At 70.6% G+C, this 26,377-nt stretch carries 16 protein-coding genes and 2 pseudogenes; 7 read left to right on the forward strand and 11 right to left on the reverse strand.

What is annotated here, in order from left to right; all coding sequences use genetic code 11:
- Window positions 1-1,134, reverse strand: a 1,134-nt coding sequence (locus ABT186_RS10180; protein WP_351924461.1) for a maltotransferase domain-containing protein, incomplete at its 3' end; no start/stop codon positions are given.
- Between the two features lie 258 nt (window positions 1,135-1,392).
- Window positions 1,393-2,595, reverse strand: a complete 1,203-nt coding sequence (locus tag ABT186_RS10185; RefSeq protein WP_351232562.1) for a S8 family peptidase — start codon at window positions 2,593-2,595, stop codon at window positions 1,393-1,395.
- A 359-nt stretch (window positions 2,596-2,954) separates the two neighbouring features.
- Between ABT186_RS10185 and ABT186_RS10190 the strand changes: the two genes are divergently transcribed.
- Entirely contained in the window at window positions 2,955-5,582 is a 2,628-nt protein-coding gene (locus tag ABT186_RS10190) for a glycosyltransferase family 1 protein (protein ID WP_351232560.1), read from the forward strand.
- 56 nt (window positions 5,583-5,638) lie between these two features.
- On the opposite strand, the gene ABT186_RS10195 is transcribed toward ABT186_RS10190, so the two are convergent.
- The 8 genes from ABT186_RS10195 to ABT186_RS10230 form a co-directional block, all read right to left on the reverse strand.
- The gene (locus ABT186_RS10195; protein ID WP_351924463.1) at window positions 5,639-6,613 is read right to left on the reverse strand and encodes an NAD(P)-dependent alcohol dehydrogenase; all 975 of its coding nucleotides are present in this window, start codon (window positions 6,611-6,613) and stop codon (window positions 5,639-5,641) included.
- A gap of 106 nt (window positions 6,614-6,719) precedes the next feature.
- Window positions 6,720-7,232 (reverse strand): DUF1990 domain-containing protein, encoded by a 513-nt coding sequence (locus tag ABT186_RS10200; protein WP_351232556.1) that lies wholly within the window; start codon window positions 7,230-7,232, stop codon window positions 6,720-6,722.
- Between the two features lie 69 nt (window positions 7,233-7,301).
- Window positions 7,302-8,963, reverse strand: coding sequence for a M4 family metallopeptidase (locus tag ABT186_RS10205; RefSeq protein WP_351232554.1), 1,662 nt, complete (start codon window positions 8,961-8,963; stop codon window positions 7,302-7,304).
- Between the two features lie 244 nt (window positions 8,964-9,207).
- Entirely contained in the window at window positions 9,208-11,250 is a 2,043-nt protein-coding gene (locus ABT186_RS10210; RefSeq protein ID WP_351232553.1) for a M4 family metallopeptidase, read from the reverse strand.
- Window positions 11,251-11,523: 273 nt separating this feature from the next.
- Complete coding sequence (locus tag ABT186_RS10215) at window positions 11,524-13,281, reverse strand: ABC transporter ATP-binding protein (protein ID WP_351924465.1); 1,758 nt, start codon at window positions 13,279-13,281, stop codon at window positions 11,524-11,526.
- Window positions 13,278-14,999, reverse strand: coding sequence for an ABC transporter ATP-binding protein (locus tag ABT186_RS10220; protein WP_351232549.1), 1,722 nt, complete (start codon window positions 14,997-14,999; stop codon window positions 13,278-13,280). Before ABT186_RS10220 ends, ABT186_RS10215 begins: the two co-directional genes overlap by 4 nt.
- A gap of 22 nt (window positions 15,000-15,021) precedes the next feature.
- Entirely contained in the window at window positions 15,022-16,917 is a 1,896-nt protein-coding gene (locus ABT186_RS10225) for an ABC transporter ATP-binding protein (RefSeq protein WP_351232547.1), read from the reverse strand.
- Window positions 16,914-18,710, reverse strand: coding sequence for an ABC transporter ATP-binding protein (locus tag ABT186_RS10230; RefSeq protein WP_351924539.1), 1,797 nt, complete (start codon window positions 18,708-18,710; stop codon window positions 16,914-16,916). Before ABT186_RS10230 ends, ABT186_RS10225 begins: the two co-directional genes overlap by 4 nt.
- Here ABT186_RS10230 and ABT186_RS47915 point away from each other — a divergent pair.
- Window positions 18,696-19,259: pseudogene (locus ABT186_RS47915) on the forward strand (ATP-binding cassette domain-containing protein); the annotation flags it as partial. The gene ABT186_RS10230 and the pseudogene ABT186_RS47915 sit on opposite strands and share 15 nt — an antisense overlap.
- Before the next feature lie 132 nt (window positions 19,260-19,391).
- A pseudogene (locus tag ABT186_RS47920) lies at window positions 19,392-19,508 on the forward strand (DNA-binding response regulator); the annotation flags it as partial.
- 29 nt (window positions 19,509-19,537) lie between these two features.
- Here the strand turns inward: ABT186_RS47920 and glgX are convergent.
- On the reverse strand, window positions 19,538-21,814 hold the full coding sequence (glgX, locus tag ABT186_RS10240; protein ID WP_351232545.1) for a glycogen debranching protein GlgX: 2,277 nt from the start codon (window positions 21,812-21,814) through the stop codon (window positions 19,538-19,540).
- 151 nt (window positions 21,815-21,965) lie between these two features.
- On the opposite strand from glgX, the gene ABT186_RS10245 reads away from it, so the two are divergent.
- From ABT186_RS10245 to ABT186_RS10260, 4 genes are all read left to right on the forward strand, one after another.
- Entirely contained in the window at window positions 21,966-23,174 is a 1,209-nt protein-coding gene (locus tag ABT186_RS10245; RefSeq protein WP_351232543.1) for a L,D-transpeptidase, read from the forward strand.
- 191 nt (window positions 23,175-23,365) lie between these two features.
- Window positions 23,366-24,604 (forward strand): L,D-transpeptidase, encoded by a 1,239-nt coding sequence (locus tag ABT186_RS10250; protein ID WP_351232541.1) that lies wholly within the window; start codon window positions 23,366-23,368, stop codon window positions 24,602-24,604.
- A gap of 124 nt (window positions 24,605-24,728) precedes the next feature.
- Window positions 24,729-25,496, forward strand: a complete 768-nt coding sequence (locus tag ABT186_RS10255) for an enoyl-CoA hydratase/isomerase family protein (RefSeq protein ID WP_351924467.1) — start codon at window positions 24,729-24,731, stop codon at window positions 25,494-25,496.
- Window positions 25,497-25,710: 214 nt separating this feature from the next.
- Window positions 25,711-26,319, forward strand: a complete 609-nt coding sequence (locus ABT186_RS10260; protein WP_502973167.1) for an ATP-binding protein — start codon at window positions 25,711-25,713, stop codon at window positions 26,317-26,319.
- The last annotated feature ends 58 nt before the right edge of the window (window positions 26,320-26,377 follow it).

A 26,377-nucleotide genomic window follows, 5' to 3' on the forward strand; every position in this document is an offset into this window, starting at 1 on the left:
CGGATGATCCGGCGAACACTGCAACGCGAAATCCAGAGCCACCTCCAGCCCCACATCCCGCGCCCGCCCCACGAACCAGTCGAAATCCTCGATACCCCCCAACTCCGGGTGCACCGCATCATGCCCGCCCTCCGGCGACCCGATCGCCCAGGGCACCCCCACATCCCCCGCACCCGCCGACAGACTGTTGTTCCGCCCCTTGCGGAACGTCACCCCGATCGGATGAATCGGCGGCAGATACACCACGTCGAAACCCATTCCCGCGATCGCCTCAAGCCGCCGCGCCGCCGACCGGAACGTCCCATGCGGCCGCTCAGGCGTACCCTCCGACCGCGGGAAGAACTCGTACCACGCCCCGAACAACGCCCGCTCCCGCTCCACCACCAACGGCAACGGATCCGACGACGACACCAACTCCCGCAACGGATGACGAGCCAGAACCCCATCCACCTCCGGCGTCAACGCCGCCGCCAGACGGGACGCGGCCGGGCGGCCGGTGTCGCGCAGGGCGTCCACCGCAGCGAGGAGCACGTCCTGCCGGTCCTCGTTCTCGGGGATGCCGGCGGCTGCGCGTTCGTACAGCCGGGCGCCCTCCTCCAGGACCAGCTCGGTGTCGATCCCCGCGGGGATCTTGATCCCGGCGTGCTTCCGCCAGGTGGCGACCGGATCGCCCCACGCCTCCACGGCGTAGGTCCAGTGCCCCTCGCTGTGTGCGCAGACCGTGGCGCCCCAGCGGTCGGTGCCGGGGGCGAGTTCGTGCATCGGCGTCCACGGGCCGGGGCGGCCCTCCGGGTCCTTGAGGACGACATTGGCGGCGACGGCGTCGTGGCCCTCGCGGAAGACCGTGGCGGAGATCTCGAACTCCTCGCCCACCACCGCCTTGGCCGGACGGCGGCCCTGGTGGACGAGGGGACGTACGTCCAGGACGGGGATGCGTCCGAGGGTGGGATCTGTGCCCGGGGCCGGGGTCGGACTCCCGGCGGGACCCGGACTCCCGGCGGGACCCGGACTCGGGGTGGGACTCGGGCCCGCGGCGGGTTTCCGCGGGGCGGGGGGAACGGCGTCGGCCTTCCGCATGGGGGAGGTGCCGGTGCCGGATGCCGGGGGTGCAGGCGAGTGGTGCGACGGGGGCATGACCGCTCCTGTCCGCGTCAACGTGGGTGGGCGGATGGGGGTGTCGGGAGGTGGGCCGGCAGGTCTACCGGAGGAGCCTTCCCATGCTGTGCGGGTGGGCATTCCGGCACTTTGTTAACTACTCACGCGTATGTCTACCTTCAAGACCGGCCGCTTCCGGAACAGCGGAAAAGGACCGGCCCCACCCGAGGGGGGCGAGGCCGGCAAGGGTACGCGTGTCCGGTTAATTCTGGTTTACGCGAGTCCGGTTTGCAGGGGTCAAGGGTTGTCCACCTGAAGCAGTTTGTTCGGCGAGCCGATCCCCGCTCCCCTGATCTTCCCGGAGGCCGCCCGCTGTACGAGCGCCTGGCTCACCTGCGCCGGAGTGGCCTTGGGACGGCCCGCCAGATACAGCGCCGCGGCGCCCGTGACGTGCGGTGTCGCCATCGACGTACCGGAGAAGGTGGCGATTCCCGTGTCGCTCGCGTTCGAGTCGGAGGTGATCGCCACGCCGGGGGCGAACAGGTCCAGGCTCGAACCCCAGTTGGAGAAGCTCGCCCGGGTGTCCTTCTGGTCGCAGGCGCCGACCGTGATGGCCTGTGTGACGCGGGCCGGGGAGTACAGGCCGGCCGGGAGTCCGTCGTTGCCGCCGGCGACCGCGTAGGTGACGCCGGAGGCTATGGAGTTGCGCACGGCCGCGTCCAGCTGGGCGTTCGCGTAGCCGCCCAGGCTGAGGTTCGCCACCGCGGGCTTCCTGGCGTGCTTGGTCACCCAGTCGATCCCCGCGATGACCTGCGCCGTCGTGCCCGCGCCGGTGTTGTCGAGGACGCGCACGGCGACGACCTTCGCCAGCTTGGCGACCCCGTACTCGGTGCCCGCGATGGTTCCGGCCACATGCGTGCCGTGGCCGTTGCCGTCGGCAGCGGTACTGTCGTTGTCGACGAAGTCCCAGCCGTAGCTCGCCCGGCCCCCGAAGTCCTTGTGCGAGATGCGGATGCCGGTGTCGATGACGTACGCCGTCACGCCCGCGCCCGCCGCTTCGGGCCAGGTGTAGCCCTTGTCGAGCGGCAGGTTCGGCTGGTCGATGCGGTCCAGGCCCCACGAGGGCGGGTCCTTCTGGAAGTGGTCCAGGGTGACCCTGGTGTCCTGCACGACCGAGGCCACGCGGGAGTCCGCCGCGAGACGCCTGGCCTGCTGCTCGTTGACCTTCACCGCATATCCGTTGAGCGCGGTCCGGTAGGTCTGGCTTATTTTCGCCCCGTACTTCTCGGCGATGCCCTTGCCGACGGCCGACGGAGCCTCCGTTCCCCCCTTGAGCGTCACGATGTAGCTGCCGCTGACGGCGCCGGGAGCTCCGGCGCCGAGGATCATCCCCTCCGGGGCGGCCTGCGCGGGCTGGGCGATGGCCGAGAGCGCCGCGACCGTGGTGACCGCGGTGAGGCCGCCCGCCCAGCGCAGACGCGCGTTTCTCATCCGTGCCATGACGTGAGTTCCCCTCCTCGACTCGACGCACGGCGGCCGGAGTTCCATCCACGCCCGGGCTGTTGCCGGCCGGTGCGCCAGTGGGCAGCCTCTCGTGTGGTGTGAACCGCCACAAGGTCGCCCAGGTGGCCGGAATCGGCCATATCGGCTATGGCGGATGTGTAAAGGTTGCGTTGTTTTTCGGACGGCAGTCTCGGCCCGTCCGGCGCTTGAGCACGAGGCTGTTCAGGCCGAAAGCGGGGGCTGGGGGTAGCCCCGGGGACGGTCACCGCAACCCGGCTGCGTACAAACCCGGCGGTGAGCGAACCGGACCGCGTACCGTCGGAGACGACACGTACGCCTCCGTGAAGGTGGAACTCGTGAAGGCCATCCGCAGGTTCACCGTACGTCCCGTCCTCCCCGAAGCCCTTCACCCGCTGAGCGATCTCGCGCGCAATCTGCGCTGGTCGTGGCATGCGGAGACCCGTGACCTCTTCCAGTCCGTCGACCCCGAGCGCTGGGCCGCCTCCGAGGGCGACCCGGTGCGGCTGCTGGGGAGCGTGCCGCCCGCCCGGCTCGCCGAGCTGGCGGAGGACCGCCGCTTTCTGCGCCGCCTCGCCGCGGCCACCGACGATCTGACCGACTACGTGAGCGGCGACCGCTGGTACCAGTCCCAGCCCCAGTCGTCCGACCTCCCCGCCGCCATCGCCTACTTCTCGCCCGAGTTCGGCATCACGGCCGCGCTGCCCCAGTACTCCGGCGGTCTCGGCATCCTCGCCGGCGACCATCTGAAGTCGGCCAGCGACCTCGGCGTGCCCCTGATCGGGGTGGGCCTGCTGTACCGGCACGGCTACTTCCGGCAGACGCTGTCGCAGGACGGCTGGCAGCAGGAGCACTATCCGGTGCTCGACCCCAACGAGCTGCCGCTGGTGCCCCTGCGCGAGCCGGACGGCACCCCCGCACAGGTGTCCCTGGGCCTGCCGGGCGGACGCCGGCTCCAGGCCCGTATCTGGCTCGCCCAGGTGGGGCGGGTCCCGCTGCTGATGCTCGACTCGGACGTGGAGGAGAACGGCCTCGGCGAACGGGGCGTCACCGACCGGCTCTACGGCGGCGGCAGCGAGCACCGGCTGCTCCAGGAGATGCTGCTCGGCATCGGCGGGGTGCGCGCGGTGCGCACGTACTGCCGGCTGACGGGGCACCCCGATCCCGAGGTGTTCCACACCAACGAGGGCCATGCCGGCTTCCTCGGCCTGGAGCGGATCGCCGAGCTGTGCGACGCCGGACTGGACTTCGACTCCGCGCTGGAGGCCGTGCGCGCCGGTACGGTCTTCACCACCCACACCCCCGTCCCGGCCGGCATCGACCGCTTCGACCGGGAGCTGGTGGCCCGCCACTTCGGCCCGGACGCCGAGCTCGCACGGATCGAGGTGGAGCGGATCCTGCAGCTCGGGATGGAGACGTACCCGGGCGGGGAGCCGAACCTCTTCAACATGGCGGTGATGGGCCTCAGGCTGGGCCAGCGCGCCAACGGCGTGTCCCTGCTCCACGGCAACGTCAGCCGGGAGATGTTCTCGGGCCTGTGGCCGGGCTTCGACCCGGACGAGGTGCCGATCACGTCCGTGACGAACGGTGTGCACGCGCCGACCTGGGTGGCGCCCGAGGTGTTCCGGCTGGGGGCGCGGCAGGTCGGCGCGGAGCGCACCGAGGACGCCATGACGGTGGGCGGTCGCACGGACCGCTGGGAGGCGGTCGCGGAGATCGCCGGCCAGGACATCTGGGACCTGCGCCGGGTGCTGCGCGAGCAGTTGGTGCTGGAGGTGCGCAAGCGGCTGTACGCGTCCTGGCGGCAGCGTGGCGCCGGGACGGCCGAACTCGGCTGGATCGACGGGGTGCTGGACCCCGACGTCCTGACGATCGGCTTCGCCCGCCGTGTGCCGTCGTACAAACGTCTGACGTTGATGCTCCGCGACCGGGACCGGCTGATGGAGCTGCTGCTGCACCCGGAGCGTCCGATTCAGATCGTCGTGGCCGGGAAGGCCCACCCCGCGGACGACGGCGGAAAGCGCCTGATCCAGGAGCTGGTCCGGTTCGCGGACGACCCGCGGGTACGCCACCGCATCGTCTTCCTCCCCGACTACGGCATGGCGATGGCACAGAAGCTCTACCCGGGCTGCGACGTATGGCTGAACAACCCCCTGCGCCCGCTGGAGGCCTGCGGAACGAGCGGTATGAAGGCGGCGCTCAACGGCTGTCTCAATCTGTCGGTGCTGGACGGCTGGTGGGACGAGTGGTTCCAGCCCGATTTCGGCTGGGCGATCCCCACCGCCGACGGCACGGCGACCGACGAGGACCGGCGTGACGACCTGGAGGCGGCGGCCCTGTACGACCTGCTGGAGCAGCGGGTGGCGCCGCGTTTCTACGAGCGTGGCCAGGGCGGACTGCCGGACCGCTGGATCGAGATGGTCCGCCAGACCCTGATGCACCTGGGCCCGAAGGTGCTGGCCGGGCGGATGGTCCGCGAGTATGTGGAGCGTCTGTACACCCCGGCGGCCCATGCGCACCGGTCGATGACCCCGGACGCGGCGCGCGAGCTGGCGGTCTGGAAGTCGCGGGTACGGGCGGCCTGGCCGGCCGTCACGGTCGACCACGTCGAGACGTCGGCGGCCACGGCGACGGCGGAACTGGGCACCACACTCTCACTGCGGGTCCGCATCGGCCTCGGTGATCTGACGCCCGACGACGTCGAGGTCCAGGCTGTGTCGGGGCGCGTCGACATGGAGGACGGCATCACGGACGCGACGGCGACAGCGCTGAAACCGGCGGGCGGACCGGACCTGGAGGGACGCTGGGTGTACGAGGGCCCGCTGTCCCTGGACCGCACGGGGCCGTTCGGTTACACCGTGCGCATTCTGCCTGCCCATCGGCTGCTGGCGTCCGGTGCGGAACTGGGCCTGGTGGCGGCGCCGCCGGAGGAGTCGGGGGAGGCGGCGGGGGTGTTGATGCGGTGAACGCCGTCATCGCGTCCGTGTCGGCCCGCTGATCGGACCTCTGGCCGGCATGTGCCTCACACGGTGATGACGATCTTCGACCGTGCGTGTTCCCCCTCGAGGTACCGGATGGCCTCGGGGGCTTCGCTCAGCGGGTAGGTGCGCTCGATGACCGGGGAGACCTTGCCGGACTCGGTGAGGTCTCTCAGCGCCACCAGGTTCTCCTTGCTGGGCGCGGGTCCTATGAGGGGGAGCAGCCGCTGCCGTACGAACGGGGAGAGAGCGACGGCCCCGAGCATGAGACCGGCAGGGCCGAGCAGACGTCCGGGCGCGCCGCCGCCACCGAGGACCAGCGTCCCCGTGGGGGTGAGCGCGCGTCGGAGGTCGTGCAGGGGACGGTTCGCCACGAAGTCGAGGACGACGTCGTGGCGTTGTCCGCTCCGGGTGAAGTCCTCCCGGGCGTAGTCGACGACGTGGTCGGCGCCGAGGGTCCGCACGAATTCGGCGTTCCTCGCGCTGCACACGGCCGTCACCTCGGCGCCGAGCGCCTTGGCGATCTGCACGGCGAAGGAACCGACACCCCCGGACGCGCCGTTGATGACAACCCGCTGCCCGGGCTGTACCCGCCCCTTGTCCCGCAGTCCCATGAGGGCGGTGTTCCCGGCGAGGGGCACGGCGGCGGCCTGCTCGAAGGTGAGGGAGGCGGGCTTCCGCTCGATCTGGGATTCCGGGACGGAGACGTACTCGGCGAAGGTTCCGTCGACCTCCCCGAACACCTCGTCTCCGGGCTGCAGCCCCGTCACCCCCTTTCCGACGGTTTCCACAACCCCCGCGAAGTCCCGGCCCCGGATCTTCGCCCTGGGCGCCCTGAACCCGATGGCGGGCCGCGCGAAGAGGTACGGGTCTCCGCGCATGAAATGCCAGTCGTACGCGTTCACCGAGGCCGCCCGCACCTGCACGAGCACCTCCCCTTCACCCGCGACCGGCTGCTCGACGTCCCTGACCTCCAGTACGTCGGGCGATCCATAGCGGTCCTGCACCACAGCCTTCAACGCGCCCCCCATGGCCGTAAACAGCGGCGTTGATCGGGAGGATAGGCAAAGGCCCGCGGTACGGGCATCGGGGACCGTCCCTAGTCCTTGCGGAGTAGGCGGAGAGCTACTCGTCCGTGGCGCACAACCGCCGCAGTACCGCCCCGCACCGCCGCGCGTACGCATGCTGCAGGCCTCGTGTCGCCGGGCCGCCCGCCCTTGTGTACCACTTGGCCGGGCGGCTGAAGGCCGTGATCGTCAGCCAGACCGTGCCGTCGCCGGTGCGGTCCACGACGAAGGCCTCCTCACCGCACTCCGGGTGGCCCTGCAGCGTGCCGTACGCCCAGCCCGCGCGGCGCTGTTCCTCGACCGTCCAGACCACGCGGCAGGGGGCCTTGATCACGCCCGCGAGGGTGATGGTCACGTCGACCCCGGTGGCGGCCCTGTCCTCGGTGGCGGCGACCCCCACGCCCATGGCCCGGTGCATCTCCCAGGTCATGAGCGCCTCGGACGCGCGGCGGAACACCTCCTGGCCCTCGCCGATGCGCGTGCGGACATGCAGGGGACGGAAGCCCTCGGGGCAGTGGCCGGACTTGCGGGTCGCCCCGACATCCTCGTACGTGAAGTCCGTCAAAGACATAAGACCCCAGCGTAGGGCGGCCCCCGGCGTCGACTTCCCGCCGGGGGCCGTAGCGTCGCTACGCGCGCACTAGCTCACGTTGACCGCGGACCAGGCCGCCGCCACCGTCTTGTACTCGGTGCTGCTGGAGCCGTACAGGTCGGCCGCCGCCTTCAGGGTGCCCGAGCGGGCGCCCGAGTAGTCGGTGGTCGACGTGAAGTACGTCGTCAGCGCCTTGTACCAGATCTGCAACGCCTTGTCCCGGCCGATACCGGTGACCTTGGAGCCGTTGGAGGTCGGGGAGTTGTACGAGACCCCGTTGATCGTCTTCGCGCCGCTGCCCTCCGACAGGAGGTAGAAGAAGTGGTTCGCGACACCGGACGAGTAGTGGACGTCCAGGTCGCCGACGGAGGAGGACCAGGAGTCGGCCGAACTGCCGTCCTTGCTGGGCTTGTCCATGTAGCGCAGCGGGGTGCCGTCGCCGTTGATGTTGATCTTCTCGCCGATGAGGTAGTCACCGGGGTCGGACGCGTTGTTGGCGTAGAACTCGACGCCCGTGCCGAAGATGTCCGAGGTCGCCTCGTTCAGGCCGCCGGACTCGCCGCTGTAGTCCAGGCCCGCGGTGTTGGCGGTGACGCCGTGGCTCATCTCGTGCCCGGCCACGTCCAGCGACGTCAGCGGGTCGGTGTTGTTCTCACCGTCGCCGTAGGTCATGCAGAAGCAGCTGTCGTCCCAGAACGCGTTCACGTACGAGCTGCCGTAGTGGACGCGGGAGTAGGCCGCCTGGCCGTCGTTCTTGATGCCGCTGCGGCCGAAGGTGTTCTTGTAGAAGTCCCAGGTCTCCTGCGCGCCGTAGGCCGCGTCGGCGGCGGCCGTCTGGTCGCTGGAGGAGCTGGAGGCGGTGCCGGTGCCGAAGGTGTTGGTCGAGTTGCTGACCAGGGTGCCCTTGCCGGACGTCTTGCGGGCCAGGCTGTAGGTCTTGTGACCGCCGCGGGTGCTGTCGGTCAGGTTGTACGACGAGCCCGACTGTGTGGTGGTGAGGCTGACGGTGCCCGAGTACAGCGTCTTGCCGGTGCCGGTCGCGTTCTCGATGCCCTGGTACTCGAAGAGCTTCTTGCCGGTGGCCGCGTCGGTGATGACGTGCAGCTGGTTCGGGGTGCCGTCGTCCTGGAGGCCGCCGACGATCGTCTCGTAGGCGAGGACGGGCTTGCCGGACCCGGCCCAGATGACCTTGCGGGCACCGTCGGCGGAGGACTTGGCGGAGCCCAGCGTCTTGGCGGCGCTCACGGCCTGCTTCTCGGCCTTCGCGGCGGTGATCTGCGGCTTGAGCGAGGCCACCTTGATGGTCGCGTTGGTCGCTCTGGTCACGCCCTCGGTCCTGCCCGACTTCGCGGTGTGGACGACGAGGTCGCCGCCGAGGACCGGGAGGCCGGCGTAGGTGCGCTCGTAGCGGGTGTGCACCGTGCCGTCGGCGTCCTTGACGACGTCCTTGACGACCAGCTTCTCCTTGGTGCCGAGTCCTATCTTCTGCGCGGTCTCGGCGACGTCGGCCTGGGCCGTCTGGATGAGCGAGGTGCGGGCCGCGGCGGACAGCGCGGCCGGGGCTGCGGCGAGAGGGGCCTTGCCGGTGGACTCGGCCGGGCTCTGGGCCGAGGCACTGATGGTCAGACCAGTGGTGAGGAGGGCTCCGGCGGCAACGGCGGTGGCGATGGCCAGAGTGGTGCGCTTGTGACGCGCGTAGCGGGGAGTCACACAAGCTCCTTATGTGGGGGAATCCGGGCGGAGTGGGGATACCGTCCGGAACGGTTGTGAAGTTGCGGTGCGTGTGCGGCAGCTGAGGAAGCGTGACATCAAGGACGCGTACATGTCAGGACCTCAAAGTGATGTTGGCCGAAAATCAACTGACCGGTTAACGTTGCGGGAATGTAAACGGGCGCCGCCCGGGGGTGTCGAGCCCCCGGGACGGCGCCCTGTCCGTGCCGCTCGGGAGCGCGGTTTACGGGAAGGTCAGCTTCCAGCCGTTGATGGTGCCGACGTCCTGCGCCGCCTGGTCCTGGACCTTCAACTTCCAGGTGCCATTGGCCTGTTCGGAGGACGCGTTGACCGTGTAGGTCTCCTTGACGTCGTCCGCCGAGTCGGACGAGCTGAAGTTCTTCAGACGGTACGAGGTACCCGAGGGGCCGACCAGATCGATCACCAGATCACCGCGCCAGGTGTGCGTGATGTCGACGCTCACCTGGAGGTTGCTCGGCGCGTTTCCGGTCCTGCCGGACACGGTGATCGACGACGTGACCGCCGGCCCGTTGTCCGGGATGGACACCGGGGAGTTGTTCTCGTACGACGTGCCGCCACCGCCGCCGCCCCCACCGGAGCGCGACCCGACCGCGACGCCCGCCCATGCGTCCTGCACCGCCTTGTACTCGGCGCTGGAGGTGCCGTACAGCTCGCCCGCCGCCGCGAGGGTGCCGGTGCGGGCGCTCGCGTAGTTGGTGGTCGAGGTGAACTTCGTGGTGAGCGCCCGGTACCAGATCTGCAGCGCCTTGTCGCGCCCGATGCCGGTGACCGGAAGGCCGTCCGCCGTCGGCGAGTTGTAGCTCACGCCGTTGATGACCTTGGCGCCGCTGCCCTCGCTCAGCAGGTAGAAGAAGTGGTTCGCGGGACCCGACGAGTAGTGGACGTCGAGCCCTCCGAGCCCCGAGTACCAGCTGTCCTTGGACGAGCCGTCCTTGCTGGGCTTGTCCATGTAGCGCAGCGGGGTGCCGTCGCCGTTGATGTTGATCTTCTCGCCGATGAGGTAGTCACCGGGGTCGGACGAGTTGTTGGCGTAGAACTCCACCCCGGTACCCATGATGTCCGAGGTGGCCTCGTTCAGACCGCCGGACTCACCGCTGTAGTCGAGGCCCGCCGTGTTCGACGTGACGCCGTGGCTCATCTCGTGGCCCGCCACGTCCAGCGAGGTCAGCGGATCGGCGTTGTTCGACCCGTCGCCGTACGTCATGCAGAAGCAGCTGTCGTCCCAGAACGCGTTCACGTACGCGTTGCCGTAGTGGACCCGGGAGTAGGCCGCCTGGCCGTCGTTCTTGATGCCGCTGCGCCCGAAGGTGTTCTTGTAGAAGTCCCAGGTCACGGAGGCGCCGTAGTGCGCGTCGGCGCCCGCGGTCGCGGCGTTCGACGTGGTGCCGTTGCCCCAGGTGTCGTTCGACTGGGAGAACAGCGTGCCGGTGCCGGACGTGCCGTGGTTGAGGTTGTACGTCTTGTGGCCGCCGCGCGAGCCGTCGTTCAGCGTGTACGTCGAACCCGACTGCGTGGTGGTCAGGCTGACCTGGCCGCTGTACTGGGTGTTGCCGACGCCGGTCTCGATGCCCTGGTGGCGGAAGAGCTCCTTGCCCGTGGCGGCGTCGATGATGACGTGCAGCTGGTTCGGGGTGCCGTCGTCCTGGAACCCCCCGATCACCGTCTCGTACGCCAGCACCGGCTTGCCGCTCGCCGCCCAGATCACCTTGCGGGGCGCGACGTCGGCGCCGGTCTTCGTCGAGCCCGCCGCCCTGGCGACGGACAGCGCCTGCTTCTCCGCCTTCGAGGCGGCGATCGCGGGCGTGAGCGAGGCGACCTGGATGGTGGCCTGCGTGGCCTTGACGACCCGCTCGGTCTGTCCCGACCTCGCCGTGTCGACGATGAGGTCGCCGCCGAGGACGGGAAGGCCGGCGTAGGTGCGCTCGTAGCGCGTGTGGAGCGTGCCGTCGGCGTCCTTGAGGACGTCCTTGACGACCAGCTTCTCCTGCGAGCCGAGGCCTATGGACCGGGCGGTGTCCGCCTTCGCCGCGTCGGCGTCACGGATCAGCTCGGAGCGCTGCGAGGGGGAGAGCTTGAGGGCCGCGTGCGCGGGGTTGATCTTCCCGGCGGAGGGCCCGGCCGGGGCGGCGTTCGCGGCGCCGGACTGGACCGCGGCGGCCAGCAGGGCGGAGACGCCGACGAGGGCGACGGCCGCGGCACGACGGGGGGTGTGGGGGGTGCGTCTGCGAGAGGAACTGCTTCTCAACACTGACTCCTTCTGCGTGGCCGCGGATCGCGCGGCCAGGGGAGACCGGACGGATGGTCAGCCGTCCGGGCAGAACAGGGCTGAACGCGGAACCAGGTGCATGAAGGGCACGGGCCACGGCACGGCGATGGAACGGTGAGGTTGCTGTGGAGTGGCCGTGGGAAGCGTGTCAGCTGACTGCGCTTACTGTCAGGGGCGCGTCAAGAAGTTGTCCGGAAATCGTCCGTTGTCCGGGTGGTCATGTCCGCTATACGGAGCGTTTGCCGGGGTTGGCTACGAAGCGTCCGCCTCTCCGTGCCACGTCCGCCACAGGGCCGCGTATGCGCCGTTCGCCGCGACCAGTTCCTCGTGGGTGCCGAGTTCCGTCAGGCGGCCGGACTCCATCACCGCGACGCGGTCCGCGTCGTGCGCGGTGTGCAGCCGGTGCGCGATGGCGATGACGGTCCGGCCTTCGAGGACGGCGGCCAGCGCGCGTTCGGTGTGGCGGGCGGTCGTCGGGTCGAGGAGCGCCGTCGCCTCGTCGAGGATCAGGGTGTGCGGGTCGGCCAGCACCACCCTGGCGAGGGCGAGTTGCTGGGCCTGGGAGCCGTCCGTGGGGCAACCCGCCGTGCCCAGCTCGGTGTCGAGGCCGTCCGGCAGCTCCCGTACCCAGTCGTCGGCGCCCACCGCGGTGAGCGCCGCCCACAGTTCCTCGTCCATGGCGGACGGTTCGGCGATCCGCAGGTTGTCGCGGACCGAGCCGAGGAAGACGTGGTGCTCCTGGGTGACCAGGACGACCTGGCGGCGCAGCCGCTCCGGCCCGAGACCGGCGATCGGCACCCCGCCGACCGTCACCGAGCCCGCGCTGGGCGCGTCGATGCCCGCCAGCAGTCTGCTCAAGGTGGTCTTCCCTGCTCCCGAGGGTCCGACGACAGCCAGCCGCTCCCCGGGCCGCACGGTCAGGTCGACCCCGCGCAGCACTTCGCCGCCGCGGTCGTAGGCGTAGCGCACGTCCGTCACGTCGATCCGGTCGTCCGCGGGGACGGCCGACGCACTGTCCGGAGCGGAGTGCGGGGCATGGGCGAGCCCCTCCACCCGGGCGAAGGACGCGCCGCTGCTCTGCAACTGCTCGACCCGCATCAGGATCTCGTCCAGGGGCGAGCTGAACTGCTGCAGATAGACCGCGGCCGCCACCACCGACCCCAGGCTCATCGCCCCGTGCGCATGCAGCACTCCGCCGGCCAGCAGCACCGCGGCCACGGGAAGGACGTACGACACCTCCACCACCGGGAAGAACACGGACCGCAGGTACAGCGTGTACAGGCGTCTGCGCCGGGAGGTCTCCAGCGCGTCCCGGCTCGTCGCCACCCGACGCTCCTGGAGCCGGAACGCCTCCACCGTGCGCGCCCCGGACGCGGTTGCCGCCAGGATCTCCGCAACCTGGGAGTTGGCCTCTCCCTCGGCGAGGTAGCCGTCCCGCGCCCGGTGCAGATACCAGCGCAGCACGCACCAGATGGGGACGAGGCCGAACAGGCTGATGGCACCGAGCAGGGGGTCGAGCGCGAACACCGCGCCGAGCAGGAACAGCGCCTGCGCGATATTGATCAGCAGCTCGGGGCCGGCGTCCCGCAGTGTGGTGCCGACGGTGGCCACATCGGCGGTGCCTCGCGCCGTCAGATCACCGGTGCCGGCCCGCTCCACCACCGACGCGGGCAGCGCAAGAGCCCGGTCGACGAACTCCTCGCGCACCCGCGCCAGCGACCGCTCCCCGAAGCGGTGCCCCACATACCGGGCCCAGCGCGCCAGCAGCAGCTGCGCCAGCGAGCACAGCAGGATGTCGAGCGCCGTCCGGTCCACGGCCGCGACGCCGCCCCCGGCCCGGACCTCGTCGACGATCCGCCCGAGCAGCCACGGCCCGGCCAGCCCCGCACCGGCCGCCGCCGCGTTCAGGGCCAGCGCGGCGGCGAAGGCCCGCCCGTCGGCCCGCACCAGTCGTACGGCGGCCCGGCGCACGTCGACGGGCTCGGCGACGGGCAGTTGTCCCCGGCTCACCCCACGGCCTCCTCGGCAGCAGCAGTGTCGGTGTCCCGCGCCACCAGCGCCCGATACCCCGGCTCCGCCGCCAGCAGCCGCTGATGACTCCCGGTCGCCGCGACCTTGCCGTCGACCAGGTAGTACACGGTGTCCGCACGGTCCAGCACCAGCGGAGAAGTGGTGGTCACCACGGTCGTACGGCCCTCGCGCGCGGCCCGCAGCCGGTCCGCGACCGCCGCCTCGGTGTGCGCGTCGAGCGCCGACGTGGGCTCGACGGCCAGCAGCACCTCCGGGTCGGCCAGCAGCGCCCGTACCAGCCGGACGCGCTGCCGCTGGCCGCCGGAGAGGTTGCGTCCCTGCGCGTCGATCGCCGCGCCCGTCCCTTCCGGCAGGCCCTGCACGATGTCGTCGGCGACGGCGGCGTGCACCGCCTCCATGATCTCCGCGTCATCGGGTTGCGACGGGCCGCCGACCAGCTCCCGCAGCGTCCCCGCGAACAGATCGGCCTCGTTGTCGGCGACCAGGATCCGCGCCCGCACCAGCGGCAGCGGGATCTCGTCCAGCCGCCCCCCACCCCAGGTCGCCTCCGACGGGACATAGCGGCCCAGGCGGTCGACGACGGCCACGGCGTCCCCGGGCCATGCCCCGGCCAGCGCGGTCAGCCGTCCGGGCAGCACCCGCACCCCGGACTCCGGGTCGTGCAGCACGGACGGTTCCGCGGGCGCGTCACACGTGCCCTCGTCGGGCTCCGGCTCCAGCCGCAGCAGCCGTACGACGCGCCGGGCGGCCACCACGCCCCGGCTGAGCTGGTAACCGCATTCGATGAAGAACGCCACCGGACGCACCATCACGGCGACATACCCGTACACCGCCACCAACTCGCCCACCGTGATGGCCCCCTGGGCGGCCAGGCGGGCCGCCTGCCAGGTCACGACGGCGAGGAACAGCGTCGGCAGCCCCACCCCGAGCGCCTGCATCCAGCTGGTCACCGCCCCGACCCGGTAGCCCTGCTCCCGCAGCCGCCGGGAGTCCCGGCGGAAGACGTCCGCGAACAGCCCCTTTCCGCCAAGGCCGTTGAGGACGCGCAGCCCGCCCGCGAGGTCGCCGATCCGTGCGGTCAGCACGCCCTGCCGCTCCCGGTACTCCGCCTCGGTGCCCTGCAACCGCCCCATCAGCGGCCCGACGATCAGGGCGATCACCGGCACGCCGAGCAGCACGACCGCGGCAAGCTGCGCGGAGACCGACAACAGCAGCCCGGCGACCACCAGGTAGGCGACGACCGCGCCGACGCCGGGGCCGACGACCGTCAGGGCTCCGGCGATCGTCTGCACATCGCCCACGCCGATCGTGACCACCTCGCCGGCCCCGGACCGCCGCGGCAGCGCGGCCCCGAGCCGGACCGCCTGCCCCACGACGACCTTGACCGTGCGGAAGTTGGCGTCCATCCGCACCCGGGTCATCACGCGGTGCCGCATGATGCTCAGCCAGGCGTTGAAGGCCCCGGCCACGACGAGCGCGGCGGTCCACCCGGCGAGCGCGCCCATGTCACCCGGCTGAAGGCCCTCGTCGATCGCACGGGCCATCAGATACGGCGTCGCCGACAGCAGCACCATCCACACACTGCCGAGCAGCGCCCCCGCGACGGACCGCCACGGCTGCCGCGACACAAGCCACCACAGATACCGCCAGCCGCCACGACAGTCGGGCGTCCCGGGGTCCTCGTACGCGTCGATCATCCGTCCCGGCTTCCCCGTTCCCTCACGCCAGACTGTCCCGCCACGCCCGGTGCAGATCCGCGAACCGTCCTGTCCCCGCGATCAGTTCGGCCGGGCTGCCGTCCTCGACGATGCGGCCGTCCGCCATGACCAGGACGCGGTCCGCGATCTCCACCGTCGACAGCCGGTGGGCGATCACGACGGCGGTACGGCCCCGCAGCACCGTCACCATCGCCCGCTGCACGGCCCGTTCGCCGGGGACGTCCAGGGAACTGGTCGCCTCGTCGAGGATCAGCACCGCCGGGTCGGCGAGCAACGCCCGTGCAAACGCGACGAGTTGACGCTGACCGGCCGAGATGCGGCCGCCGCGCTTGCGTACGTCGGTGTCGTAGCCCTCGGGCAGGGCGCTGATGAAATCGTGGGCCCCGATCGCCTTCGCGGCCCGCTCGATCTCCTCCCGGGTCGCGTCCGGGCGGCCGATGGCGATGTTCTCGGCGACCGTGCCGGAAAACAGGAAGGCCTCCTGGGTCACCATCACCACCCCGCGCCGCAGTTCGGGCACGGCGAGCTCGCGCAGATCCACGCCGTCGAGCAGGACCCGGCCGTCCGTGGGGTCGTAGAAGCGGGCGAGCAGCTTCGCGAGCGTCGACTTTCCGGCGCCCGTGGCACCAACCACCGCGACCGTCTGCCCGGCCGGCAGGGTCAGCGAGAAGCTCGGCAGCACCTCGCCGCCCGTGCGGTACGCGAACCTGACGTCCTCGAACACGACCTCGCGCCCGGGGTGTTCACTCTCGAGCGGGGGCAACTGCCGGGGCGCCGACGGCTCTGGCACGGACGGCGTCTGTGCCAGCAGCCCCGCAATCTTCTCCAGCGAGGCCGCGGCCGACTGGTAGGCGTTGAGGAACATGCCCAGCCGGTCGATGGGGTCGTACAGGCGCCGGAGGTAGAGGACCGCGGCCGCCAGCACACCCAGCGCCAGCGACCCCTCCGCCACCCGGTACGCGCCCCACAGCACGATTCCGGCCACCGCCGCGTTGGCCACCAGCCGGGAGCCGGTGACATAGCGGGCCATCTCCAGGAGCGCGTCGCCGTTGGTCTGCGCGTGCCGCTTGTTCAGGGCGCGGAAGTCGGCGTCGTTGGCCTCCTCGCGGCGGAACGCGCGCACCGGCCGGATGCCGTTCATCGTCTCCGCGAACTTCACGATGACCGCGGCGATCGCGGTCGACCGGAGGCGGAAGATCCGCCCCGCCCGGCGCCGGTAGACACGCACGAGCCAGTACAGCGGCACGAGGGACGCCACCGCCACCGCGCCCAGGCCGAGGTCCAGCCAGAGCAGCATCACCGAGATGTAGACGAACGACAGGATGACCGTGACCAGTTCCTGGAGGCCCTCGCTGAGCAGTTCGCGCAGCGACTCGACGTCCGTCGTGGAGCGGGAGATCAGCCGGCCCGAGGTGTAGCGCTCGTGGAAGTCGATGCTCAGCGCCTGCGCATGGCGGAAGATCCGGCCGCGCAGATCGAGCAGCACGTCCTGGTTCACGCGGGCCGAGGCGACGATGAACGCGTACTGGAGCCCGCCGGAGGCCACGGCGGACAGCAGGTACCCGACCGCCACCGCGATCAGCGGACCGTGGTCGCCGTCCCGGAACGCCGGTACGGCGCGGTCGATGGCGTACGCCACCAGCAGCGGGCCCACCTGTACCGCCGCCTGCTGGAGCAGGAGCAGCACACAGGTCAGGACGACCCTGGGCCTGAGCGGGGCGAGCAGTGAACGCAGCAGCGCGGCCGTGGCACCCGGGGGTGTGGGGAGGGTGTCGCGGTCGAAGGGGTCGCCGGAGGCGGCGGGCTCGGGAGCGGGCCGGTCCCGAGTCGCGGCCTTGTTGTCGTCGTTCTCCTCGTTCCCCTCGTTGTTCGGCGCGGTCGTCAAGGGCGCCGTCATCGGGCCTCCTCGCTGTCCTCGGAGTCTCCGGACATCAGATGGGCGTACTCGGCGTTCGTACGCAGCAGTTCCTGGTGGGTGCCGACGGCCGCGATTCGGCCGCCGGAGAGCAGGGCGACGCGGTCGGCGAGCAGGACCGTGGACGGGCGGTGCGCAACGACCAGGGCGGTCGTCCCGTCGAGGACGCGGCGCAGGGCCGCCTCGACCGCGGCCTCCGTGTGCACGTCCAGGGCGGAGAGAGGGTCGTCGAGGACCAGGAAACGGGGGCTGCCGACGACCGCGCGGGCCAGCGCGAGGCGCTGGCGCTGGCCGCCGGAGAGGCTGAGTCCCTGCTCGCCGACCTGGGTCCCTGTGCCCTGGGGGAGGGAGTACGCGAAGTCTGCCTGCGCGATGCCGAGGGCGCGCTCCAGCTCCGGCTCACCGGCGTCCGCCGGGGCGCCCATGAGAACGTTGTCGCCGACCGTGGTGGAGAAGAGGGTGGGTTCCTCGAAGGCGACGGCCACCCTGGAACGCAGGTCTTCGCGGGACATGGCCGTGATGTCCTCGCCGTCCAGCGTGATCCGCCCCGAAGTCACCTCGTGCAGACGGGGGATGAGCGCGGTGAGGGTGGTCTTGCCGCTGCCGGTGGCACCGACGAGGGCCATGGTCTCGCCGGTGCGGACATGGAGGTCGACGCGGTCGAGGATGGCGGGTGAGCCGGCGGGGGCGTCGGGGTAGCGGAACCGGACGTTGTCGAAGCGCAGTCCGTCCGCAGCCGTCGGCACTTGCGCCGCCCCGGCGGCACGAGCGCCCCCAGCGGTCTCCGGCTCCTCGTCCATCACCTCGAAGTACCGCTCCGTGGCCGTAGCCGCTTCCTGACTCATCGCCAGCAGGAACCCGATCGAGTCCACCGGCCACCGCAGAGCAAGCGCCGTCGACAGAAACGCCACCAACGTCCCCGCGGACAAGTTCCCGTCCGCCACCTGAACCGTCCCGAGCACCAGCGCCGCCCCGATCGCCAGCTCCGGCAGCGTGACGATGACCGCCCAGATCGACGCCAGCAGCCGCGCCTTCGACAGCTCCGTACCGCGCAGCGTCCCCGACAGCTCCCGGAACGCCCGCGCCTGGCTGCGGTGCCGGCCGAACCCCTTGATGATCCGGATGCCGAGCACGCTCTCCTCGACCACGGTCGTCAGATCGCCCACCTGGTCCTGCGCCCGGCGCGCCACCTCCGCGTACCGCCGCTCGAACAGCGCGCACATGACCACGACCGGGATGCCGGGCCCCAGGATGACCAGCCCGAGCGTCCAGTCCTGGAGCAGCATGATGATCACGCCCACAAGGATCGTCACACCGTTGACCAGCAGGAACGTCAGTGGGAAGGCGAGGAACTGGCGCAGCAGCATCAGATCCGTCGTACCCCGTGACAGCAGCTGCCCCGATGCCCAGCGGTCGTGGAAGGAGACCGGCAGCCGCTGCAGATGCCGGTACAGATCCGCCCGCATGTCCGCCTCGACCCGGGACAGCGGCCGCGCCACCAGCCACCGCCGTATCCCGAAGAGCACCGCCTCGGCGATCCCGAGCAGCAGCAGATACAGCGCGCCGAGCCATACGCCCGCCGGGTCCCGGTCGGCGACCGGCCCGTCCACCATCCACTTCAGGACGAGCGGGATCACGAGGCCCACGCAGGACGCGACGATCGCGACGAACGCGGCGGTGAACAGCCGCACCCGCACCGGCCGCACATACGGCCACAGGCGCAGCAGGGTGCGAACGGCGGAATGGTCCCTGGGCGTTACATGTTGTGTGGGCATCATCGGCGAGCCTACGGATCGGCACTGACAGTGCCCACCGAGTTTTGGCCGGACCCGGATCCGCCGGTGGTCCTACGACCTGGGGGTCCTCCCTGCTCGAGCGAAGCCGAGAGCTTGGGGGAGTGTTCGAGGGGTCGTACGGTGCCATCAACCGATCGGCTGATGCCCGTTCGAGCGCGACGGGCCGCGGGCCGCGTCCAGGTCGCCGGTCTCGACCCCGTGGCCGACCACGAGCAGCTGTCCCGCGTCCTCGGTGCCCAGCTGCAGCAGAGCGAGCTGCAGGCCAAGCTCACCGTGCGCGAGGCGCTGGAGCCTTACGCCTCCTTCTGCCCGCACCCCGCCGACCGGCGCCCGCTCGCCGAACGTCTCGGCCTCACCGAGAAGCTCACCACCCGCTTCGGCAAGCTGAGCGGCGGTCAGAAGCAGCGTGTGTTCATCGCGCTCGCGCTCATCGGCAGCCCGCGCGTGGTGGTCCTCGACGAACTGACCACCGGGTTCGACCCGCGCGCCCGGCGCGACACCTGGCGGCTCATCGAGGACGTGCGGGCCTCGCCTCCGGCTCCACGGTCATCAGCCACGCCGTTCGACGCCTTGCCCAGGACCCTGAAGCCGGGAGCGTTCTCGAACATGCCGCGCAGACCGTCCCGTACGAGGGGATGGTCGTCGACGATCACCAGGGCGGCGGTGGCCCTGGCCGCCGAGCTCGACCCCGACGTGATCCTCATGGACCTGCGGATGCCGGGCGGCAGCGGGGTGGAGGCCATCGCGGAACTCACCCGCACCGGTGCCCGCGCGAAGGGGGAATCCTCGGTCAGCCGGGGGTTCGGTCACTCCACCACCCGCAACAACAGCACCGCCCGCGCCGGCACCGTCACCGTCGCCCCCGCCCGGTGCACCGTTGCCGGCGGATGTACCTGCTCCTCGTGGGACGTGTCCACGACCAGCTCGTACCGCCGCGCCCACGGCGGCCCCGGCAGCACGAAGCTCACCGGGCGGTCCCCGGCGTGCAGGACCGCGAGGAAGCTGTCGTCCACCACCGGTGCGCCCCGGGAGTCCCGGCCCGGTATGTCGCGGCCGGACAGATACATGCCCAGGGTCGCCGCGGGCGCGTACCAGTCGCGTTCCGTCATCTCCGCCCCGCGCGCCGTGAACCACGCCAGGTCCCGAAGGCCGTCCGCCGAATGGGCCCGCCCTGAGAAGAACGCCCTGCGGCGCAGCACCGGATGGCGGTGGCGCAGCTCGATCAGACGGGAGGTCAGGTCGAACAGCGCCCGCCAGCCCGGATCCTGCTTGAGGCTCCAGTCCACCCAGCCGATCTCGTTGTCCTGGCAGTACGCGTTGTTGTTGCCGCGCTGGGTGCGGCCCATCTCGTCGCCCGCGACCAGCATCGGGACACCCGTCGACAGCAGCAGGGTGGTCAGGAGATTGCGCAACTGCCGCCGCCGCAGCGCCCGTACGCGCTGGTCGTCCGTCTCCCCCTCCGCGCCGCAGTTCCAGGAGCGGTTGTCGTCGGAGCCGTCCCGGTTGTCCTCTCCGTTGGCCTCGTTGTGCTTGCGTTCGTACGACACCAGATCGCGCAGCGTGAAACCGTCGTGCGCCGTCACGAAGTTGACCGATGCGTACGGGCGGCGGCCGCCCCACGCGTACAGATCGCTCGAACCGGACAGGCGGTACCCCAGGTCCCGGACGTCGGGCAGCGCGCCCCGCCAGAAGTCCCGTACGGCATTGCGGTAGCGGTCGTTCCACTCCGTCCACAGGGGTGGGAACGCCCCGACCTGGTAGCCGCCCGAACCCACGTCCCACGGCTCCGCGATCAGCTTTACCCGGCGCAGCACCGGGTCCTGGGCGATCACCGCCAGGAACGGGGACAGCATGTCGACGTCGTGCATCGACCTCGCGAGCGCCGCCGCCAGGTCGAAGCGGAAGCCGTCCACTCCCATCTCCGTCACCCAGTAGCGCAGGGAGTCGGTGATCAGGCGCAGTACGTGCGGCTGCACCACGTGCAGTGTGTTGCCGCAGCCGGTGTAGTCCGCGTAGCGACGTGCGTCCGGCTGCAGGCGGTAGTAGCCGCGGTTGTCGATCCCCTTCAGCGACAGCATCGGGCCCAGTTCGTCCGCCTCCGCCGTGTGGTTGTAGACCACGTCGAGGATCACCTCGATCCCGGCCGCGTGCAGCGCCCGAACCATCCGCTTGAACTCCCCGACCTGCTGGCCGGTCGTGCCGGAGGACGCGTAGGCCGCGTGCGGGGCGAAGTAGCCGATCGAGTTGTAGCCCCAGTAGTTCCTCAGGCCCCGCCTGAGCAGATGGTCCTCGTGCGCGAACTGGTGCACCGGCAGCAGCTCCACCGCCGTCACACCCAGTTCGGTCAGGTGCTCGAGCGCCGCCGGGTGCGCGAGGCCCGCGTACGTTCCGCGCAGTTCCTCGGGGATGTCCGGGTGCAACTGGGTGAAACCGCGGACGTGCAGCTCGTAGATGACCGAGTCCGCCCACGGGGTCTTCGGGCGGTGGTCGTCCGCCCAGTCGTCGTCATCGTGCACGACCACGCCCTTGGGAACGTACGGCGCCGAGTCCCTCTCGTCGCGCACGGTGTCCGCGACATGCTGCTGGGGCCAGTCCCGTACGTGCCCGTACACCTCCGGCGGCAGGCCGCTGCGTCCCATTTCCATGGCGCCGTCCACCGCGCGCGCGTACGGGTCGAGGAGCAGCTTCGCCGGGTTCCAGCGCGCGCCGGTCCACGGGTCCCAGCGGCCGTGCACCCGGTAGCCGTACCGCTGTCCGGGCATCACGCCCGGCACAAAACCGTGCCAGATCTCGTGAGTCAGTTCGGTGAGCCGGACCCGGGTCTCGTGGCTCCCTTCGCCCGGCCCGTCGAACAGGCACAACTCGACCGCCTCGGCACCGCCCGCCCACAGCGCGAAGTTGGTGCCGACCGCCCCGTCCGGGCCCGCGCGGAAGCGCGCCCCGAGCGGCGTGGGCGCGCCGGGCCATACGGGCACGGGGGGCACCGCGCGTCGCCTGCCGTTCAGCACGGCGGCCGGGCGCGCGGACCGTCCCTCGTCCGCCCGCTCCTTCTGCACTGCCTCCTGCTCGGCTGCGCTCGACACGTGCCCGCCTCCCGCGGCTCGGTGGACGACGCGGATACGGGCGCACGGCGTCCCGGCCGCACTTCCCCATCGCGTAGTCCTCCCACTGTTCTGCCCAGAGCGTGGCTCGCACTCACGTTTCCCCAGGACGGCCTGGGTCGTTGGGATCGTCGTGATCCACGTACAGACGCGCGCGCGACGCACAGGAGTCGCGCTGGCCGCCGCACTGACCTGGGTGGGCCTCCTGGCCGGCTGCACCTCCGACGGATTCGACGAGGTGTTCGGCAAGCCGCCCGCGCCCGAGGACCTGATCCGCGTCTCTCCCGCCGACGGCAGCAAGGCCGTGGGCGGGAGCGGACGGCTGCGGGTGCGGGTGGCGAGCGGCCGTCTGGAGTCGGTGACCGTCGTGAAGTCCCAGGACGCGCAGGACTCGCCGGTCTCGGGGCATCTCTCCGCCGACGGCAGGGTCTGGCAGCCCGACGACCCCCGTCTCGCCCTCGCCGCGAAGTACAGCGTCGACGCGGTGGCCCACGACGGCAACGGCCGTCGTGCGGCCCGCCACGTGACCTTCACGACGTTCGTCCCCGACCAGCGGTTCATCGGGTACCTCACCCCCGAGAACCGCGCGACCGTGGGCACCGGAATGATCGTGTCCCTGCAGTTCAACCGGGAGATCGAGAACCGGGCCGCGGTCGAGCGCGCGATCCATGTGACCGCGAAACCGGCCGTCGAGATCCGCCCGCACTGGTTCGGCAAGGACCGCGTCGACTTCAGGCCCGAGGAGTACTGGAAGCCCGGCACCCTGGTCACCGTCGCGCTGCGGCTGCGCGATGTGGAGGGCGCGCCCGGCATGTACGGACTGCAGTACAAGAACGTCGCGTTCACCGTCGGCCGCAGCCAGGTCTCCCTCGTCGACGCGGCCGCGCACACCATGAAGGTCCGCCGCGACGGCGCGCTGATCGCCACCGTGCCCATCACGGCGGGTGCCCCGAACACCACCACGTACAACGGGAAGATGGTGGTCATGGAGATGCTCGAGGTCACCCGCATGAACAGCCGCACGGTCGGCTTCGGCGGCGAGTACGACATCCCCGACGTCCCGCACGCCATGCGCCTGACCGCCTCCGGCACCTTCGTGCACGGCAACTACTGGGCCCCGGGCGCCCCCGGGCACGTCAATGTCAGCCACGGCTGTGTGGGCCTCAGGGACGTCAAGGGCGGAGGCTCGAACACCCCCGCGGGCTGGTTCTTCGACCGCAGCCTCGTCGGCGACGTCATCGAGGTCGTCCACAGCAATGACAAGAACGTCGCTCCTGACAACGGACTCGGAGGGTGGAACATGGGCTGGAACGAATGGAAAGCGGGCGGCGCGGTGAACTAGCCCGCAGGGGGGCGGGGTGCAGGGGGCGCGACGTGCCGTCCCCGGTGCGTCTTCGCGCGGTCCAAGTTGGGACTGAACAGTGACAATCGCGGGGAGTCATCGGGCCGGGGGGTGTGATTAATTTGCGCAATGCGCGCGCGGGTCGCGCTGTAGTGCGGGCCTCATCAGGCCGTGCGAGGGGAGACAAGAACGTGAACGGGCGACCGATATCGGGGGCGTCGGTTGGTACGCGGGGGCGCAGACTGCTGAAGACGGCGATCGCCGGCGCGCTGCTGCTCGCCGTCACCGCGTGCGGTGGGGGAGGGGGCTCCGGCTCGGGATCCGGTGCCGCGAAGGGCAAGAACGCCGAAGGTTCCACCGCGAGCAAGCAGTCGCAGGCCGTCGTCACGATAGCCCCGAAGAACGGCGCCAAGGCCGTCGAGACCAGCGGTGCCCTCAAGGTGAGCGCCGCCAAGGGCAAACTGACCGAGGTCAAGGTGGAGGACGCCAAGGGCCACGAGGTCGCCGGGCAGATATCCGGCGGGGGCGCCACCTGGACGCCCTCGACCCATCTCGCCGCGGCCACCACGTACAAGGTCCACGCGATCGCCAAGGACTCCGCGGGTCTGACCTCCGCGGAGGAGTCCACCTTCACCACGCTCACGCCGCAGAACACCTTCATCGGCAACTACACCCCCGACGACGGCACCACGGTCGGCGTCGGCATGCCGTTCTCGATCCGCTTCACCCGGGGCATCACCCACCCCGCGGACGTCGAGAAGGCCATCACCTTCAAGACCGAACCAGCCGTCGAGGTCCGCGGTCACTGGTTCGGCAACGACCGCCTCGATTTCCGGCCCGAGGAGTACTGGAAGGCCGGCACCAAGGTCACCGTCCACATCGACCTCGACGGCGTCGAGGGCCGCCCCGGTGTCTACGGCAAGCAGTCCAGGACCGTGAGCTTCACCATCGGCCGCAGCCAGGTCTCCACCGTCGATGCCAAGACCCACAAGATGGTCGTCAAGCGCGACGGCAAGGTCATCAGGACCCTCGCGGTCACCACCGGCAAGCCGGGTTACGACACCTGGAACGGCCAGATGGTCATCAGTGAGCGCCTCGTGGTGACCCGGATGAACGGCGAGACCGTCGGCTACGGCGGCGAGTACGACATCAAGGACGTGCCGCACGCCCAGCGCCTGACCGACTCCGGCACCTTCATCCACGGCAATTACTGGGGCGGCGACGCCTTCGGCAACTACAACGCCAGCCACGGATGCGTGGGCCTGCGCGACGTGCGCGGCGGCTACGACAGTTCGGTGCCCGCCGCCTGGTTCTACAACCAGTCGATGATCGGTGACGTCGTCGTCGTGAAGAACGCGGACGACAAGACGGTCGCGCCCGACAACGGGCTCAACGGCTGGAACATGTCCTGGGACGAGTGGATCAAGTAACGCCGATCAGGTGATACGGGCCCGGTGTGCCGCTGTGAGCGAGCACACCGGGCCCTTGCCGTTGGTCCCCGTGCTGTGCCTGCCTGGGGGGACGACCCCCCAGACCCCCCGATACGGTGCCCTCATGACTGTGCATCTCGAAGTCGCCGAGGGCGTGGGCACCATCCGCCTGGACCGCCCGCCCATGAATGCGCTGGACGTCGCCACCCAGGACCGGCTCAAGGAGCTGGCCGAGGAGGTCACGCGCCGCGAGGACGTACGCGCCGTGGTGATCCACGGCGGGGAGAAGGTGTTCGCGGCGGGCGCGGACATCAAGGAGATGCAGGGCATGGACCACACCGCGATGGTCCTGCGCTCGCGCGCCCTGCAGGACTCCTTCACCGCCGTCGCCCGCATCCCCAAGCCGGTCGTCGCCGCCATCACCGGCTACGCCCTCGGCGGTGGCTGTGAGTTGGCGCTGTGCGCGGACTACCGCATCGCCGGCGAGAACGCGAAGCTCGGACAGCCGGAGATCCTGCTCGGCCTGATCCCGGGCGCGGGCGGCACCCAGCGGCTGGCCCGTCTGATCGGACCGTCCAAGGCCAAGGACCTGATCTTCACGGGCCGCATGGTGAAGGCGGACGAGGCGCTGGCTCTGGGCCTGGTCGACCGGGTGGTTGCGGCCGAGGAGGTGTACACCGAGGCGCACGCCTGGGCCGCCAGGCTCGCCCAGGGTCCGGCGATCGCGCTGCGCGCCGCCAAGGAGGCCATCGACACGGGTCTGGAGACCGACATCGACACGGGTCTCACCGTGGAACGCAATTGGTTCGCGGGCCTGTTCGCGACCGAGGACCGCGAGCGCGGGATGCGCAGCTTCGTCGAAGAAGGGCCCGGCAAGGCGAAGTTCGTCTGATCCGTTCTCGCCGGGTGCGCGTGGCGCGGCGTCCCGGAGCTGAGAATTGTTCAGGAAGTTACCCTGATCCACTTGCAGTTGACGCGACGTCTTATCCGGTGTCCCTCGATGGGGCGGATTATCGTAGCCTTAAGGCTCGTATGCCGAAGACGTCCGGCGCTTGCCTCCAACTGGCCTGTTTTTGCAGGCCAGTTGGGGTGCAAGCGGTTCCGAATTGCTTGTGGCATATGCCGATCGAATGGTGTGGAATGCATGGTTCCGGGGTGCGTATTCCTTCGTAACGCCCCCGAACAGGGCTCTGGGCCGCCATGATGGGGGCATGGCGGGGCTGGAGGGTGTCGAACAGCCGCGGCGGCACGCGAGTGCAACCGCGGCGCGCTGGTCGCCTGCGATCGAGGACGAACGGGCGCTCAAGGTACTGGAGTTGTTCGGCAACCCCACCGAGGCGGAGGTGCCCCTGCCGTCCCGCCCCGAATCCGCGGCCACCGCGCGTCGGCTCGCCCAGGTCGTGATCCTGCGCCACTGGGGGCTCACCCCGAGGATGACTGAGGACGCGGTGCTGCTGGTCTCCGAACTCGTCGGCAACGCCGTCCGGCACACCGGCGCACGTGTTTTCGGATTACGGATGCGAAGGCGCCGGGGCTGGATCCGCGTCGAGGTCCGCGACCCCTCCCGCGGGCTGCCCTGTCTGATGCCGGTTCAGGAACTGGACGTGAGCGGCCGTGGCCTCTTCCTCGTCGACAAACTCTCCGACCGCTGGGGCGTCGACCTGCTGCCGCGCGGCAAGACGACCTGGTTCGAGATGCGGGTCGCCGACCGCTGACAGCCGGCTGCGGAGGCACGCCCCCGCGACCCGCCCCTCCCTGCTTCGGGCCAATCGT

This window comes from Streptomyces sp. NPDC001634 (assembly GCF_040298185.1).
In the GTDB taxonomy this organism is placed as follows: Bacteria; Actinomycetota; Actinomycetes; order Streptomycetales; family Streptomycetaceae; genus Streptomyces.

Coding starts and splice junctions, on each gene's coding strand:
- ABT186_RS10185 (WP_351232562.1), bottom strand. CDS start 2,595: ATGGCACGGATGAGAAACGCGCGTCTGCGCTGGGCGGGCGGCCTCACC.
- ABT186_RS10200 (WP_351232556.1), bottom strand. CDS start 7,232: ATGTCTTTGACGGACTTCACGTACGAGGATGTCGGGGCGACCCGCAAG.
- ABT186_RS10220 (WP_351232549.1), bottom strand. CDS start 14,999: ATGATCGACGCGTACGAGGACCCCGGGACGCCCGACTGTCGTGGCGGC.
- ABT186_RS10225 (WP_351232547.1), bottom strand. CDS start 16,917: ATGACGGCGCCCTTGACGACCGCGCCGAACAACGAGGGGAACGAGGAG.
- ABT186_RS10230 (WP_351924539.1), bottom strand. CDS start 18,710: ATGCCCACACAACATGTAACGCCCAGGGACCATTCCGCCGTTCGCACC.
- ABT186_RS10255 (WP_351924467.1), top strand. CDS start 24,729: ATGACTGTGCATCTCGAAGTCGCCGAGGGCGTGGGCACCATCCGCCTG.